Annotated in this window: 12 protein-coding genes, 1 pseudogene and 1 riboswitch; of the genes and pseudogenes, 5 read left to right on the forward strand and 8 right to left on the reverse strand. The window is 69.0% G+C overall.

What is annotated here, in order from left to right:
- Window positions 1-243 precede the first annotated feature (243 nt).
- A riboswitch (guanidine-III (ykkC-III) riboswitch) is annotated at window positions 244-310 on the forward strand.
- Between the two features lie 11 nt (window positions 311-321).
- Window positions 322-636 (forward strand): DMT family transporter, encoded by a 315-nt coding sequence (locus JW592_RS13415; RefSeq protein WP_209265258.1) that lies wholly within the window; start codon window positions 322-324, stop codon window positions 634-636.
- Between the two features lie 413 nt (window positions 637-1,049).
- On the opposite strand, the gene JW592_RS13420 is transcribed toward JW592_RS13415, so the two are convergent.
- Window positions 1,050-1,784: a FadR/GntR family transcriptional regulator gene (locus JW592_RS13420; RefSeq protein ID WP_229375908.1), complete on the reverse strand. Its 735-nt coding sequence runs from the start codon at window positions 1,782-1,784 to the stop codon at window positions 1,050-1,052.
- Window positions 1,785-2,096: 312 nt separating this feature from the next.
- On the opposite strand from JW592_RS13420, the gene JW592_RS13425 reads away from it, so the two are divergent.
- Complete coding sequence (locus JW592_RS13425; RefSeq protein WP_209265260.1) at window positions 2,097-3,254, forward strand: trans-sulfuration enzyme family protein; 1,158 nt, start codon at window positions 2,097-2,099, stop codon at window positions 3,252-3,254.
- Between the two features lie 42 nt (window positions 3,255-3,296).
- Entirely contained in the window at window positions 3,297-4,772 is a 1,476-nt protein-coding gene (nhaC, locus tag JW592_RS13430; protein WP_209265261.1) for a Na+/H+ antiporter NhaC, read from the forward strand.
- 147 nt (window positions 4,773-4,919) lie between these two features.
- On the opposite strand, the pseudogene JW592_RS13435 reads toward nhaC, so the two are convergent.
- From JW592_RS13435 to JW592_RS13445, 3 genes and pseudogenes are all read right to left on the reverse strand, one after another.
- Window positions 4,920-5,042, reverse strand: a pseudogene (locus tag JW592_RS13435) (oxidoreductase); the annotation flags it as partial.
- A gap of 169 nt (window positions 5,043-5,211) precedes the next feature.
- A complete protein-coding gene (locus tag JW592_RS13440; protein WP_209265262.1) occupies window positions 5,212-6,036 on the reverse strand; it encodes an aldo/keto reductase in 825 nt (274 codons plus the stop codon).
- Window positions 6,037-6,177: 141 nt separating this feature from the next.
- Window positions 6,178-7,449 carry an MFS transporter gene (locus tag JW592_RS13445; protein ID WP_209265263.1) on the reverse strand — a complete coding sequence of 424 codons (1,272 nt, stop codon included), beginning with the start codon at window positions 7,447-7,449 and terminating at the stop codon, window positions 6,178-6,180.
- Window positions 7,450-7,648: 199 nt separating this feature from the next.
- Between JW592_RS13445 and JW592_RS13450 the strand changes: the two genes are divergently transcribed.
- A complete protein-coding gene (locus tag JW592_RS13450; RefSeq protein ID WP_209265264.1) occupies window positions 7,649-8,116 on the forward strand; it encodes a MarR family winged helix-turn-helix transcriptional regulator in 468 nt (155 codons plus the stop codon).
- Between the two features lie 146 nt (window positions 8,117-8,262).
- Here the strand turns inward: JW592_RS13450 and JW592_RS13455 are convergent, their stop codons facing one another.
- From JW592_RS13455 to JW592_RS13470, 4 genes are all read right to left on the reverse strand, one after another.
- Window positions 8,263-9,276, reverse strand: a complete 1,014-nt coding sequence (locus JW592_RS13455; protein ID WP_209265265.1) for a 2-hydroxyacid dehydrogenase — start codon at window positions 9,274-9,276, stop codon at window positions 8,263-8,265.
- A gap of 128 nt (window positions 9,277-9,404) precedes the next feature.
- Window positions 9,405-10,310 (reverse strand): universal stress protein, encoded by a 906-nt coding sequence (locus JW592_RS13460; RefSeq protein WP_209265266.1) that lies wholly within the window; start codon window positions 10,308-10,310, stop codon window positions 9,405-9,407.
- Between the two features lie 140 nt (window positions 10,311-10,450).
- Window positions 10,451-11,071, reverse strand: coding sequence for a hypothetical protein (locus JW592_RS13465; RefSeq protein ID WP_209265267.1), 621 nt, complete (start codon window positions 11,069-11,071; stop codon window positions 10,451-10,453).
- Window positions 11,072-11,492: 421 nt separating this feature from the next.
- A complete protein-coding gene (locus JW592_RS13470) occupies window positions 11,493-11,969 on the reverse strand; it encodes a hypothetical protein (protein ID WP_209265268.1) in 477 nt (158 codons plus the stop codon).
- A 578-nt stretch (window positions 11,970-12,547) separates the two neighbouring features.
- On the opposite strand from JW592_RS13470, the gene JW592_RS13475 reads away from it, so the two are divergent.
- Window positions 12,548-14,284, forward strand: a complete 1,737-nt coding sequence (locus tag JW592_RS13475) for a GAF domain-containing sensor histidine kinase (protein ID WP_307805404.1) — start codon at window positions 12,548-12,550, stop codon at window positions 14,282-14,284.
- Window positions 14,285-14,374: the final 90 nt, after the last annotated feature.

Here is a 14,374-nt window from a genome sequence, read left to right on the forward strand (position 1 = left end):
ACAGACGCAGACGGGGGGCCGGGCGGTGAGTCCCTTCAACCCCGACCGGCCCCGTCACGAGGACCGAACCCGTAAGGGCTCCCCCGGGTTCCGAAACTGGTGAAGTGGACATGGCCGACCAGTCACGGAGTGGTCCGCGAGAGCTATGAGTCAGTACGGGACCCGCAGTGATGCTTCGGGAAGCACCTGTTCGCGTGGTGGACGGCCGACGTTGCCAGCAGCGACCATACGTGCGATTTTGAAGTGGAGCCCGGCAGTAGGGCTTCCGGACGAGGGGTGCCGTACCCGGTGTGCGACAAGACGGCCCGTACGGAGGCTGTCATGTCGTGGCTCATTCTCGCTTTCTCGGGCGTTCTGGAGGCCGTGTGGGCTACAGCCCTGGGCAAGTCGGAGGGTTTCAGCCGGCTCACCCCATCTCTGGTCTTCGCCGTGGCCCTGGCCGGAAGTATGGGCGGGCTGGCCTACGCCATGCGGGACCTGCCCACCGGAACCGCGTACACGGTGTGGGTGGGTATCGGCGCGGTGCTCACCGTCCTGTATGCAGTGCTCACCGACGGTGAGCCGGCAAGCTTTCTGAAGATCATCTTCCTGGCGCTCGTCGTCGGCAGCGTAATCGGCCTCAAGGCCGTCTCCTGAGAACGGCTGACGTGATGCGGCTCGGCGTCGAAGCCAGCAGACGCACGCACCCGAGCCGCATCAGAGCCTCACAAGATCCTCCCGGCCATCATTCTTGTGGCCGCCACGGGCCGCACCGCTTCATCCTCGATGAACTGGGCGCGGGCAGGGACCTGGGCTGGTTACGGAGCGTGATCGAACCGCCCTGATCCGCCTTGGACGCCATGACTCGCTTCCGTCACGAGTCTCCGTCGCTCATTGATCACGCCCGAACGATTCGATCGCGCGCCACGCCGGCCGCTCCCCTCCGCCCGACGCCTCGTCCCACCGAAGGGCTGCCGGATCTGCGCTCGCCTGCGCGGCCCGGAGCTTCCGGTCGACGTGCCGTCCTTGGCCGGTCTGCGCCCAGCCCATCATCCGACGGGCAGCATCCCCTACTCGGCCCCGTCCGCCTCGGGGCGGCTCTCGATCTCCTGCATCGTGATCTGCAGGTGGTATTCCATCGCCGCGACCGCTTGCGCCGGATCTCCGGTCAGCACAGCGTCGAGCAATTCCTCGTGTTCGGTGGCGGAGCGGGCGGGATCGGCCCCGGTTGCGAGGTACCGCCGATGGCTCTCCTCCCGGCTTTCGGCGAGTGAGCGTTCCAAAGCGTCCAGGATCTGCGTCAGGCTGGTGTTGCCCGCCGCCGCCACCAGCGCCTGATGGAAGGCGACGTCCGTGCGTATGCGGGTGGGCATGTCGAGCGGGTTGGCGCGCTGCTGGGCGATCGCCTCGCGGGCCCGGGCGATGTGCGGCCGGGTCTGCGGCTCCTCCGGGCCCGCGATGCGCTGCGCGGCGAGTCGAGCGGCGTGTACCTCGAGCGCCTTGCGGATCTCGGTGAACTCCATGAGGGCGCGCTTGTCACGCAGGACCGCGAACGCGACGAACTTCTCCACCGGCAAAGCGTTCGGTGAGGCGACGACAGCCGGCTTGCCCTGGCGCCGCTGCACCAGGCCGCGCGCCTCAAGGGTCTTCATCGCCTCTCTGAGCACCACCCGGCTCACCCCGAACCGTGCCGCGAGCTCGCCCTCCGGAGGGAGTTGGCTACCCGGCTCGACCCCCGGGCCCACGCACAGTTCCTCGATGAACTCCACGACCTGTGTGGTCAGCGACCGTGGCTGGGCGCGCATCGCACTGCGCCCTGCCGACTGCCGCGCGGACTCCCCCTCCGCCGTGTCTCTCAATGCGTTCGCCCCTTAGTCGAAATCGGCCTTCGCACCTGAGCCTACTGAGCGGCCGTCTGCCGAACGGCAGCCTGCTGAGCGGCTTGCGCCGTCCGGTGCGGTGCGGTGCGGACCAATGCCGATCGTATGCGTTCGGTCTTACGCGTTCGTCGGAAAGTGTTGACCACGTAGCAGCTTATATTACAAGCTACGTCGCGTTCGGCGGCTCGCTCGGAGACCCGCCGACGTCCGCACGCAGGTCCGCGACGAGGGGCACGGGTGAACAGCACCGACCAGCAGATATGTATGGGCGCCTGGGACGGTCCGGGCGTCGGGCCCGGTGCCGTGGCGCCGCCCATCTATCAGACGAGCCTTTTCACCAAGCCGTCCTTCGAGGAGTTCGTACGGCAGCAGGCCGCCGAGCACGAGAACTTCGTCTACAGCCGGGGAACCAACCCGACGGTCGCCTTCCTTGAGGAGCGTCTCGCGCTGCTCGAGGGCGGCGAGGCCGCGAAGTGCTTTGCCTCCGGCATGGGCGCGATCGGCGCAGTCTTCGCCGGTCTGCTGCGCGGTGGCGATCACGTGCTCTTCGTCAACACCGTCTACGGCCCGACGGTCGAACTCGCGCAGCACCTCGAGCGCTTCGGGGTCGAGCACACGATCCTCGCCGCCCCGGCCGCCGCCGACGTCGAGGAGCACATCCGGGAGAACACGGCACTCATCTATCTTGAGAGCCCGGGCACCATGCTGATGAAGGTCGTGGACGTGCTGGCGCTGACGAGGGTCGCGCGGCGCCACGGCGTCCGCACGGTGATGGACAACACCTGGTCCACACCGCTCTTCCAGAAGCCGCTCACGGCTGGCGTGGACCTCGTCGTCCACTCCCTGACCAAGTACATCGGCGGGCACAGCGATGTCATCGGCGGCGCGGTGATCGGCTCCAAGGACTCCATCCGGGAGCTCTTCTACCAGGGCCACCAATTGTTCGGCGCCGTCATGTCCGCCATGGAGGCGTCCCTCGTGCTGCGGGGACTGCGGACCCTCCCGGTACGGATGGAGCAGCACCAGCGCAACGCGCTCAGTGTCATCGACCATCTGCGCGCGCATCCCGAGGTCACCGCTGTCCACCACCCGCACGTCGACCACGACCCGGACGAGGCTGTGATCGCCTCCCAGTTCAGCGGCTTCTCCGGACTCCTCAGCTTCGAGCTGCGGGAGGGCACCTTCTCGCGGGTGGCCCGGTTCATCGACGCCCTGAGGCTCTTTCGGATCGGCCCGAGTTGGGGCGGCTACGAGAGTCTCGTGACCTCACCTATGCGTTCCACCGATGCCCCGGCCCCGGGCCTCGGCGGCCTGATCCGGCTCTCCGTGGGGCTTGAGGGCGCACAGAGCCAGATCGAGGACCTCGACCAGGCTTTCGCATCACTCGCCCGCTGACGGCTTCCACACGCCATCACTACTCTTGCCTGAGAGGGAACAATGGAGTTTCAGCAGGAAACGGCGTCGGACGAGCAGGCTGAGAAGCGTGCGCGCTCCCAACCGCGGCTCACCGTCGCGCTCATTCCGGTGGTCATCACCCTGGCGATCTTCGTCGGCGGTATCGGGATTCTGGAATTCCCCGCGGAGCTGATGCTCATATTCGCGGCCATCGTGTTCACGGTCTTCGCCGCCCTCCACGGCGTCAGTCTGGACCAGGTCCTCACTGACATGGGCGAGAAGATCAAGCGAGCCCTGCCGGGCATCCTCATCCTGCTGAGCATCGGGATGCTGATCGGTACCTGGATGATCGCGGGCACCGTCCCGCTCATGGTCAACTACGGCCTCGAACTCATCAATCCGTCGTACCTCTACGTCCTGGCCTTCGTCGTCACAGCCATTGTCGCCACATTCACGGGGACGTCCTGGGGCTCGGCCGGCACGATCGGCGTCGCGCTGATCAGTGTCGCCGCCACGATGGACATCTCACTGGCGATCACCGCTGGTGCCGTGGTCTCGGGCGCGTACTTCGGCGACAAGCTCTCACCGCTGTCCGACACCACGAACATGAGCTCCCTGGCGGCCGGTGCCAACATCTACGAGCACATCCGCCACATGCTCTACACAGCGGTGCCGTCGTCGGTCGTCGCGATCGTGGTCTTCCTGCTCGCCGGACTGTCGATCGACGCGGGGTCGGTCAACCTCGACGTCATCGACCGCACCGTCACCGAGGTGCAAGGACTGTTCGTCCTCAACCCTGTGCTGCTCCTGCCGCCCGCGGTGGTCCTCATCGGGTCGATCATGCGCAAGCCCCCGTTGATCGTGCTCTTCGTGTCCTCGATGACCGCCGCGGTACTCGCCGTACTGGTCCAGGGCTTCAGCATCGCCGACACGTTCGACGCCGCCGTCTCCGGGTTCACCACCGACATGCTGCCCGGCGATGTCTCTGCCCCGGTCACCGAGCTGCTCGACCGAGGCGGCCTGACCTCGATGTACAGCTCGGCGTTCTTCGTCTTCTGCGCGTTCTTCTTCGCCGCGGCACTGGAGAACTCCGGCGTGCTCCGCCTCCTGCTCAGCAAGCTGATCGACAAGCTGCGCTCCACCGGCAGCCTGGTGACGGCCACGCTGCTCTCCGGCTTCACTGTCATCAACGGCACGTCGAACGCCCTTGTCACCTACTTCCTCATCAATGACCTCTACGGCGAGGCATTCAAGAAGCGGAACCTGCACCCGACCAACCTTTCGCGGAGCATGGAGGATTCGGTCACCATCACCGAGGTGCTGGTGCCCTGGACCGTCTCCGGCGCCTTCTTCGCATCGACGCTGGGCGTGGCGAACTTCGACTTCCTGCCATGGGCCGTCTTCTGCTGGAGCGGCATCGTCTTCTCCGCTCTGCTGGCCTGTCTCTCGCCCCTCACTCACGACTTCGGCATCCGCCGCCGGGCCCCCGAGCCCGAGGCGGACCCGGCGAGGGCCTGACCGGCACGGAGAGACGATTTACCACAGGCTCACCCGCTGCGACGGGGTGCCCCCGAGCAAGCTCATGCACTGGACAGAGGCCGAAGCTTCCGCATCGACATGCCACCACGATGGTCACACCAGGGCGTCCTCGGTGCAGGCGAAGGACGCGGCCCGGACGTTGACGGCCACCCGGGCCCCGGCGCGGGCGGGGCCGACGGCGATGGCGTATCGGATGCCCTGGGTGGAGACGGTGACCAGGGCGGTGTGGCCGGAAAGATCGATCCGCACGAGGGTGCCTCTTCGTCGAAGGTGTGCGGCTGTTCACCGATGCCGACGCCGATGCCGATGCCGCTCGATGCCGCGGACGTCCGTCCATGCCGGTGGCCGGTCGGCGCCGCCCGGGGCGCCCGTCCCGTGGCACGCGGGACGAGTGGGCGTTCGGGGCGGGCGCTCGGGGTCAGTTGAGGGTGTCCGGGTTCGGGCCGGTGCGCAGCCCGCGGTCCAGTCCCGCAATGAGGGACACCTCCGCGTCGCTCAGTTCGAAGCCGAAGACGTCGAGGTTCTGCCGGATGCGTTCAGGGGTGACGGACTTGGGGATAACGATGTTGCCGCTCTGCAGGTGCCAGCGCAGCACAACCTGAGCCGGGGACACGCCGTGCGTGCCAGCGATCTTCACGATCGGCTGGTCCTTGAGGACCGCGCCCTGGGCCAGAGGGCTCCACGCCTCGGTGGCGACGCCGTGCTCGGCGTGGAAGGCGCGCAGCTCGCTCTGCTGGAACCCGGGGTGCAACTCGATCTGGTTGACGGCCGGGGTGACGCCCGTGCTTTCCCGCAGGCGCTTCAGGTCGGCGACTCGGAAGTTCGAGACTCCGATGGCGCGGGCGCGCCCGCTGGCCAGGACCTCCTCCAGCACCTTGTAGGTCTCCACGTACAGATCACGGGCCGGGGTGGGCCAGTGGATCAGGTAGAGGTCGACGTAGTCGAGGCCCAGCTTCTCCAGGGAGGAGTCGAACGCGGCCAGGGCCTTGTCCCTGCCTTGATCGTCGTTCCACAGCTTGGTCGTGATGAAGAGGTCCTCGCGAGGGAGGCCGGAGGAGTCGAGGGCCTTGCCGACGCCACGCTCGTTGCCGTAGACCGCTGCGGTGTCGATGCTGCGGTAACCGGCCTCGAGGGCGCCGGCGACGGCAGCGGTGGTCTCCTCGTCGGGGACCTGGAAGACGCCGAAGCCGAGTTGCGGCATGACCACGCCATTGTTGAGGGTCACGCTCGGGATGGCAGTCATGGGGGACCTTTCGGTAGTGCTGTCGGTGTTCTTCTGTACCGGTCGTTCTTCTGTACCGGTCGGTGGGGACCAGGTGTTCTGCGCACGGAGGTGGGTGACTGCGATCGCCGGTAGGCGATCTCGCGTTGCGTGTCGCAGCGGTCAGGAGCGGACGACGCTCGCCGCGTCCGCCACGGCGCCGGGGTCGGCGGCCGGGCGGGCGGTGGGGGCGCGGAGGAGGTCCGCGGCTTCGAGGGGCTCGTGGTCGGTGGGCGTCGTCGCCCCGCGGCCCGGGTGCAGTTCCAGCAGCCGCGAAACGACGGCCAGCACCAGCGCCGCGGCGGCCAGGGCGGCACCGACGGCGTTGGGAGCCGTGTAGCCGAGCCCTGCGGAGATGACCATGCCACCGAGCCAGGCGGACAGCGCGTTGCCCAGGTTGAAGGCGCCGATGTTGGCCGCCGAGGCCAGCGTGGGTGCGCCGTGGGCGTGGTCCAGGACCCGTTTCTGCAGCGGCGGGACGGTGGCGAAGCCCAGTGCGCCGATGAGGAACACAGCCGCGATGGCCGCCACCTTCACGGAGGCCAGAAAGGTGAAGGCCAGCAGGACGAGTGCGAGGCCGCCCAGAGCTGTGTAGAGCATCGGCATCAGCCTGCGGTCGGCGAACCGGCCGCCGATGAGATTGCCCGCCACCATGCCGGATCCGAAGACCACCATCAGCCAGGTGACGGAGGAGTCGGCGAACCCGCCGACATCGGTCATCATCGGCGCGATGTAGGTGATCGCGGCGAACACGCCGCCGAAGCCGAGGACCGTCATCGCCATGGCCAGTACGACCTGGACATTTTTGAAGGCGGCTACCTCGTGCCGCAGCCGCACGCCCTCGGGCTTGGGCGTGTCGGGGACGAGTTCGGCGACGCCTGCCAGGCCGAGCACTCCGAGCGCGGCGACGATGACGAAGGTCACCCGCCAGCCGGCGCTCTGGCCCACAAATGTACCCAGGGGCACACCGACCACGTTGGCCACGGTCAGGCCGGTGAACATCAGGGAGATGGCACCGGCCTTCTTCTGGGGCGCCACCAGTTCGGCGGCGACGACGGAGCCGATACCGAAGAAGGCGCCGTGGGCCAGCGAGGCCACCACCCGGCCGATCAGCATGACGGCGAAGACCGGGGCAGCGGCAGAGATGAGGTTGCCGAGGATGAACAGGCCCATGAGCAGCATGAGCATGTTCTTCCGGGAGATCTTGGTGCCCAGGACGGTCATGATCGGCGCGCCGATCACGACACCGAGGGCGTAGCCGGTGACCAGGAGGCCGGCCGTCGGAACCGATACCCCGAGATCCGCGCCGACCTGGGGCAGCAACCCCATGATCACGAATTCCGTGGTGCCGATTCCGAAGGCGCCTATGGCCAGGGCCAGCAGTGCGAGCGGCATGACGAGGTCCTTAGACGGTGCAAGAGGAGAGGAGACGGGGATGGTGCCCCCGGAGCGTAAAGCGCGTCCGCTCTTTACAAGCGCTCACAATAGTTGCAGACGCTGGATATCTGCAAACGCGGGTATAGTGGACCGAGTGAGACGCCTGGCAACCCCTGCCGCGGCGCCACCGCTGGCAAGACCCGACCGAGGGAGCTTCATGACTGCCACCGACCCGGCGATGACCGCACTGGCGCACCGTTGGTCGGCTCTCTCGTTGCTGCACGGCCGCATCGAGAACTGCGTCGAACGCGCACTCCAGGCCGGGCACAAGCTCAGTGCGCGGGAGTACGCGCTACTGGATGTGCTCAGCAGGCAGCACGACGGCGAGGGCGGCCACCTGCAGATGCGGCAGGTCGCCGACGCCGTCGTGCTCAGCCAGAGCGCCACCACACGGCTGGTGACCCGCCTGGAACAGCGCGGGCTGCTCTCGCGCTACCTGTGCCCCACCGACCGCCGCGGCATCTACACGGATGTGACCGAGACCGGCATGCGCCTGCTGAACGAAGCCCGTCCCACCCACAACACCGCCCTCCGTGAGGCCCTGGACAAGGCGGCCGAGGACCCCGCACTCGCTCCACTCGTCACGGCCGTCGAAGAACTGCCAGGCGCCATCCAGCCGACCTGAACCGGCGCCCGAGCATCAGCGGGCGCCACGACGACCGCCGTGGCCCGGTTCCTCGCCGGCCGCGATGTCACCGTCGCGGGCAAGACTGCAAGCCCGGGCTTGCGGGCCGAGGCCGCTTGGGAGCGCCCGCCGACGGGGGCAGCGCGTCAGGCTTTCCGGGGTGTGACGAGCGTGTTGTCGCCGGCCCGGCCCGCGAGGTGGTCCTCGATGTTGGCCACGGTGGTGCGGGCGATCTGGCCGACGGCTTCCTCGGTGAAGTATGCCTGATGCGAGGTGATCAGCACGTTGCTGAAGGTCATCAGCCGGGCGAGGCGTTCGTCTGTCATCACCTCCAAGGACTTGTCCCGGAAGAAGACGCCGGCCTCCTCCTCGTACACGTCGAGCCCGACTCCACACAGTCGCCCCGCCCGCAGGGTCTCCAGCAGGGCGTCGGTGTCCACCAGGCCGCCGCGACTCGAATTGACCAGGATGGCGTCGTCCTTCATCAGCGCCAGGGCCTTGCTGTCGAGGAGGTGATGGGTGTCCGGCGACAGTGGCACATGCAAGCTGACCAGGTCAGCTTCAGCGAGCAGCCGCTCACGCGGAACGTACTCCATACCGAGGGCGAGGCAGTCGGGATTCTCGCTGAGGTCCCAGCCGAGCAGTCGCATCCCGAAGCCGTGGGCGATCCGTGCGAAGGCGGCCCCGATCTTTCCGGTGCCCATCACCCCGGCGATACGGCCGTGGAGGTCGCGGCCCAGCAGCCCGTCGAGCCGGAAGTCGAACTCCCGCGTCCGGTGCGCCGCCCGTACGATACGGCGGTTGACCGCCAATGCCAGCATCCAGGCGAACTCCGCGACCGAGTACGGCGAGTAGGAGGAGACCCGGGCCACCGACAGGCCGCATGCTTCGGCGGCGGTGAGATCGATGTTGTTGTAGCCGGTGGACCGCTGGGCGATCATCCGGGTGCCGCCCTCGGCCAGGGTGCGCAGGACCTCGGCGTCCAGGGTGTCGTTGACGCTGCTGAGCACCACTTCATGGCCGAGCGCGGTCGGTGCGGTGTCGCGGTCCAGGAAAAGACCCAGGCAGCGCAGTTCATGACGACCCTCGAACGTCTTGTCGAAGGCGTTCCGCAGCAGCGGCTCCTCGTCCGCGAGGACGCCGTACCCGACGATCTCCACTTGCGCTCCTCCCATCGCTCCCGTTGATCTTCAATACACCGTAGGGCGCGATCGCCACAGGCGGCGCGAGCCGGAAGGACGACGGAGTCGGCCACGACGGGCCGCCCGCTCGGCGGTGCGCCTGGTGGTCAGTCGTGGGCGACGACGGCGACGGGCACGGTGGCGTGGTGCAGGAGAGCATGGGTGACGGAGCCGATGCGGGTGCCGACGGAGGCACGGCGGATACGCCGGCCGACGACGACCAGGCTGGCCTCGCGGGCGGCTTCGACCATGAGGAAGGACGGGCTGCCGAAGCGGGATTCCGCAGTGGTCTCGACGTCCGGGTACTTCTGCCGCCAGGGCCTCAACGCCTCGTTCAGGGCGTCGGTGTTGCTCTGCGCCATCATCCCGCTCACCTCGGCCACGGGGGCCATGGCGTAGCCGTAGAAGGCGGGGAGGTTGCAGCCGTACAGCACGCGCAACGGCGCTTTGCGCCTGGCGGCCTCCTCGAAAGCGAACTCGATCAGATCCGGGTCAGGACCGCCGATGTCCAGTCCGAGCAGAACGGGGCGGCGTGAGGCTGCCGCGGCACGTACGTCCGCCGGCTCCTCCCGCCCGTCGGTGTTCTGCTCCCCGGCGCGGACCAGGACGACGGGCCGCTCGGCGGACGCGACGACAGCCAGACCGACCGAGCCGGCCAGAAAACCGCCCACCCCGCTCAGGCCCCGTGAGCCGAGGACGAGCAGTTCGTCATCCCGGGCGGCACGCACGAGAGCCTCGGCGGGCCGCCGCCCGCTGAGCCGTTCGACGGTCACCCGCACTCCGGGATGACGCAGCCTCAGGCCCTCGGCTGCCTCGCGTCCGATGCGCTCGGTCCAGCGCTGGTGGGTCTCGGTGCCGCGGAGCGGAAGCTGCGCCATGGGTTCCGGCACCGGTTCCCGGACCTGGACGAGCCGCACGGCCAGCCCGCGCAGCTCCGCCTCACGGGCCGCCCACTCGGCAGCGGCGCGGCTCTGCGGAGAACCGTCGAGCCCGACAGTGATACTGCGGGTCATGATTTCCACCTCCTGAATCCGGGCCACCGACTCCGATGGCGTGCGCGAGGTACTGGACCTCGTTGGGATGTTTTGAGCTGCAAGGGCCACCCCGTCGGTCGCCAGGCGGCTGACGGGGCGTCTCCCCGGGCGTGGAGGAATCAGCGCAGCCAGGCGTGGTCGCGGATGACGGGGAGCCCTGCCCACATCCGGCCGAAGCCCCAGGTGGTGCCCGCGCCGGCAGCCGCGACGGCGATCAGTGCCACCGCGTAGATCACGTGGTAGTCGTCGAACGGATTCGTCGACATGCTCGGAGAGCCGTTCGCCAGGTGCTTGGCCGGCGGCCACTCGGCGAGCCACATGAGCGCCATCATCGCGGTGCCCGCTACGGCGGCAGGGCGCAGTGCCAGACCGGCCGTGACCGCCGCGCCGATACCGAGCAGCCCGAGCATGAACAGCCAGTCCGCCCAGGTCTGGCCGGCCCAGGAGTGGAACGTGGATCGCATGGGACCGGCGGCGACACCGCTGAGGAAGCCTCTGGTCGGGGAGCCGCCGTCGATCCAGCTGTGGCCGGAGGCCGTGGCGTATCCGAGGCCGAAGGTCTTGTCCAGGAACGCCCACAGGAAGACGAACCCGGTCAGCACGCGCAGGGACGCGAGAGCGCGGGCCTGAGCGGTGTGCGTGGCGAGGGCTGCCGTGTCGGCGGTCGCGGAGCCGGTCCGGTTCCCGCGGAGTGGCAGGTGGAAACCGGGGGTGCGGTGAGAATGCTGGTGCACGGCCATGGTGGTCGACCCTTCCGGCGCAAGTCTGCGGGTGGTTGCGGCTTGGCTTCTGCCACTCTCGCGTGGTGCGCTGCGCCGCACCGTGTGCCGAAGGGCTCCGGCGGTGGGGCTGAACGTCCCTCTCGCCGGGGCCGGTCGGCGGTGCAGCCGCGATCCTCCTGACCCGGTGGCCCGTCGAAGGTTCAGCCGGCCTCCCGCCAGCCCTTTCGCCAGGCGGGGCCATCCCTGCGTGCGCGCAAGGACGGCCCCATCACGGTCGGCACCGGAAAGCCTCCGATGAACTGCTCCCCTGTGCTCCTCCTCCAGGTTCGCTCAGCGGGAGACCCTGCCGGCCACCTCACTGCAAGAGCCCGGCGCCGGCGCTGGACGGGCCGCAAGGCGGGCGACGTTCACCATGGCACAGACACGTTCGGGCCGTGCGTCACAGAGCACGCAACAGGTACTGGGTACTGAAGCCACCGCTGGTGGAACAGCTCAGCGTGCTGCGCGTGGAGGTGTAGGTGAATCCGGAGGGAACGGTGCACGCCCACAGCCCGGTCGTCGGGGTACGCAGCAGATACTGGGTGCGGAAGCCGCCACTGGTGGAGCAACTGGTGCTGCTGCGGGTGGAGGTGTAGGTGAAGCCCGACGCCGGCACGCACGACCACAGGTTGTCGGTGGGCTGCTGGACGTAGTACTGGGTGCGGAAGCCGCCGCTGGTGGAGCAGCTCAGCGTGTTGCGGGTGTTCGTGTACACATAGCCCGACGGAACGGTGCAGGACCAGAACGCGGCAGACGCCGTCGTGGTCCCGCGCTCCGGCGCCCGCGGTGCGGACGCTGCGGCAGACCCGTTTGCGGCCGTCACAGCGGCGGCGGCCGTGGCCGCGACCACCAAGGTACGCAGTGCCGTTCTCAGCATGGGAAAGTGCTCCCCTCATCGGTCGTTCCCCAAGCAGAACCAACGGGTGGGGGGCCGACCGGAGTCTGCCCCGCCCGGCCGCCGCTCAGCGCACTCAGCCATGCTGACAGCACGGCCGCTCGGCGCCTACGCCTGTATCCGGCCACCCTCGACGCCGGCGAGGAAGGCCCGCATGTTGGAGCGGCGGTGAGCCAGGAACGAGGTGCGGGACCACGGCGCCGGGCAAGCCGCTCCGGTGGAAGCGCGGCAGCCGGCTGCCCGGCACGCAACCTCTGTGTATGGCGGCACCCGTAGACCTGCAGGCTCGCGCCGATCGGACGGGCGACCAGCTCGACCGGGTGTGCGCGGACCCCGGAGGCGCAAGGGGTGGCCCCGCACCTTCGCCGTATGCGCAAGGCCGGGTGCCTCCTCTCACCTTCGCCGGCGTATCCACAGCTCCGGCTGCCGCCGACTCACCGACCGGAGCGGGGTCTTAGGGTGGTCCTCGGTGAGGGCTCGACGTCCCGTGGGGTGATGTCCGGCCGGCGATCGTGATGGGCACGCTTGTGAGGACCGGCAAAACGGCAAGAGGAGCTGCGGTGGACGAGGACAGCCAGGACTTCCGCGCGGCCGGGGATGCCGGAGCCCTGCCGCAGCTGCGGTTGGACGAGCTGCTGGACGGCCTCCAGCAGCAGGTGGCTCAGGTGCGGGCGGCACGGGACCGGGTCCACACCCTGCTGGACGCCGTACTGGCCATCGGCTCCGACCTCGATCTGGAAGTGGTGCTGAAACGCATCGTGGAGTCCGCCGTCTCCCTGGTCGACGCCCGGTACGGGGCGCTCGGTGTACTGGGCGAGGACGGGACGATCAAGCAGTTCATCACCGTCGGCATGGACGAGGCGACCATCGCCCAGATCGACCACTACCCGCGCGGTGAGGGCATCCTCGGCCTGTTGATCCGGCACCCGGAGCCGCTGCGCCTGGCCCGCCTGTCGCAGCACCCCGATTCGACGGGCTTCCCGCCGGGACACCCGCCGATGAGCAGCTTCCTCGGCACGCCCGTCCGGGTGCGTGAGCAGGTCTTCGGCAACCTGTATCTGACCGACAAGCAGGGTGCAGCCGAGTTCGACGCCGACGACGAGGCTGTGCTGCGCACCCTTGCCGCGGCGGCCGGCGTGGCGATCGACAACGCCCGGCTGTACGACGACGCCCGCCGGAGACAGCGCTGGCTGGCGGCGAGCAACGAGCTGACGCGCAGCCTGCTGTCCGGCACCGATCCCGGCGCCGTGCTGAGATCTTTCACCGCCACGGTGCGGGAGATGGTCGACGCGGACCTGGTCACCCTGGCCGTACCGGTGGGCGACAGCGGGGAACTGGTCATCGAGGCGGCCGACGGCAACGGCGCGGAGAAGGTGCGCGGTCTGGTGCTGGGCTCCGGGGCGCTGGCCGCCCAGGTGTACACCTCCGGTGAGACGATCACCAGCGACGCGGTCAGCTCCGATCCCCGTGCGGAGGGCGGCAGTGCGACGCTGGTCGAGCTGGGCCCGGCGTTCTTCGTGCCGCTCGGCACCCGGGACCACGTCCGCGGTGTGCTCCAGATGGCGAACGTGCCGGGAGGGCCCTCGTTCCACAAGTCCGTCATCGACATGGTCATCGGCTACGGCAACCAGGCGGCGCTCGCCCTGGAGGTCGCCGAGCACCGGCAGGACGCCGAGCACATGCTGGTGCTCAACGACCGTGACCGCATCGCCCGCGACCTGCACGACCTGGTCATCCAGCGCCTGTTCGCCGGAGCCCTGACCCTCCAGTCCACGCTCGGACGCCTCACCGACCAGCCGCGACTCGGCGACCGGGTGCAGCGGGTGGTGGACGACCTGGACGACACCATCAAGGTCATCCGCTCCACCATCTACGCCCTCCGCGAGCAGGACCGGGCCCGCAGCGATGGGCTCCGTGCCCGCCTGGTGAGCGCCATGGAGCCGGGCGCCCAAGCCCTCGGTTTCACACCGGCACTGCGCATGACCGGTCTGCTGGACACCAATGTTCCGGCCGAGCACGCCGACAACCTGCTGGCCGCGCTCGGTGAGGCCCTCTCCAACGCCGCCCGGCACGCCCGGGCCACCTCGGTCGACGTGAGCGTGGAGGTCACCGAGACGCAGCTGAGGCTGCGGGTGACGGACAACGGTCGCGGCATCGACCCGGCCGTCACCCGCCGCAGCGGCCTGGCCAACCTCCGGCAGCGCGCCGAGGAGCTGGGCGGCACGCTCACGATCGGCCCGAACGAGCCGACCGGTACCCAGGTCGAATGGGTGGCCCCGCTGCCTTCCGCGTCGTGAGCCCCACCCACCGCCCCGGCCACGTGCCTCGCCGTGCGCGCCAGGCACCCGGTCAGCCGACGCGTTCCCCGCAGTCGTCAACGGCGATGG

Origin of the sequence: Streptomyces spirodelae, assembly GCF_017676385.1 — a bacterium.
Taxonomy (GTDB): domain Bacteria; phylum Actinomycetota; class Actinomycetes; order Streptomycetales; family Streptomycetaceae; genus Streptomyces; species Streptomyces spirodelae.

What these genes read in the sequence shown, in the direction of transcription:
- JW592_RS13470 (WP_209265268.1), bottom strand. Translation starts at nt 11,969, where the DNA reads ATGCTGAGAACGGCACTGCGTACCTTGGTGGTCGCGGCCACGGCCGCC.
- JW592_RS13415 (WP_209265258.1), top strand. Translation starts at nt 322, where the DNA reads ATGTCGTGGCTCATTCTCGCTTTCTCGGGCGTTCTGGAGGCCGTGTGG.
- JW592_RS13460 (WP_209265266.1), bottom strand. Translation starts at nt 10,310, where the DNA reads ATGACCCGCAGTATCACTGTCGGGCTCGACGGTTCTCCGCAGAGCCGC.
- JW592_RS13465 (WP_209265267.1), bottom strand. Translation starts at nt 11,071, where the DNA reads ATGGCCGTGCACCAGCATTCTCACCGCACCCCCGGTTTCCACCTGCCA.
- JW592_RS13445 (WP_209265263.1), bottom strand. Translation starts at nt 7,449, where the DNA reads ATGCCGCTCGCACTGCTGGCCCTGGCCATAGGCGCCTTCGGAATCGGC.
- JW592_RS13450 (WP_209265264.1), top strand. Translation starts at nt 7,649, where the DNA reads ATGACTGCCACCGACCCGGCGATGACCGCACTGGCGCACCGTTGGTCG.
- JW592_RS13420 (WP_229375908.1), bottom strand. Translation starts at nt 1,784, where the DNA reads ATGCGCGCCCAGCCACGGTCGCTGACCACACAGGTCGTGGAGTTCATC.
- nhaC (WP_209265261.1), top strand. Translation starts at nt 3,297, where the DNA reads ATGGAGTTTCAGCAGGAAACGGCGTCGGACGAGCAGGCTGAGAAGCGT.
- JW592_RS13440 (WP_209265262.1), bottom strand. Translation starts at nt 6,036, where the DNA reads ATGACTGCCATCCCGAGCGTGACCCTCAACAATGGCGTGGTCATGCCG.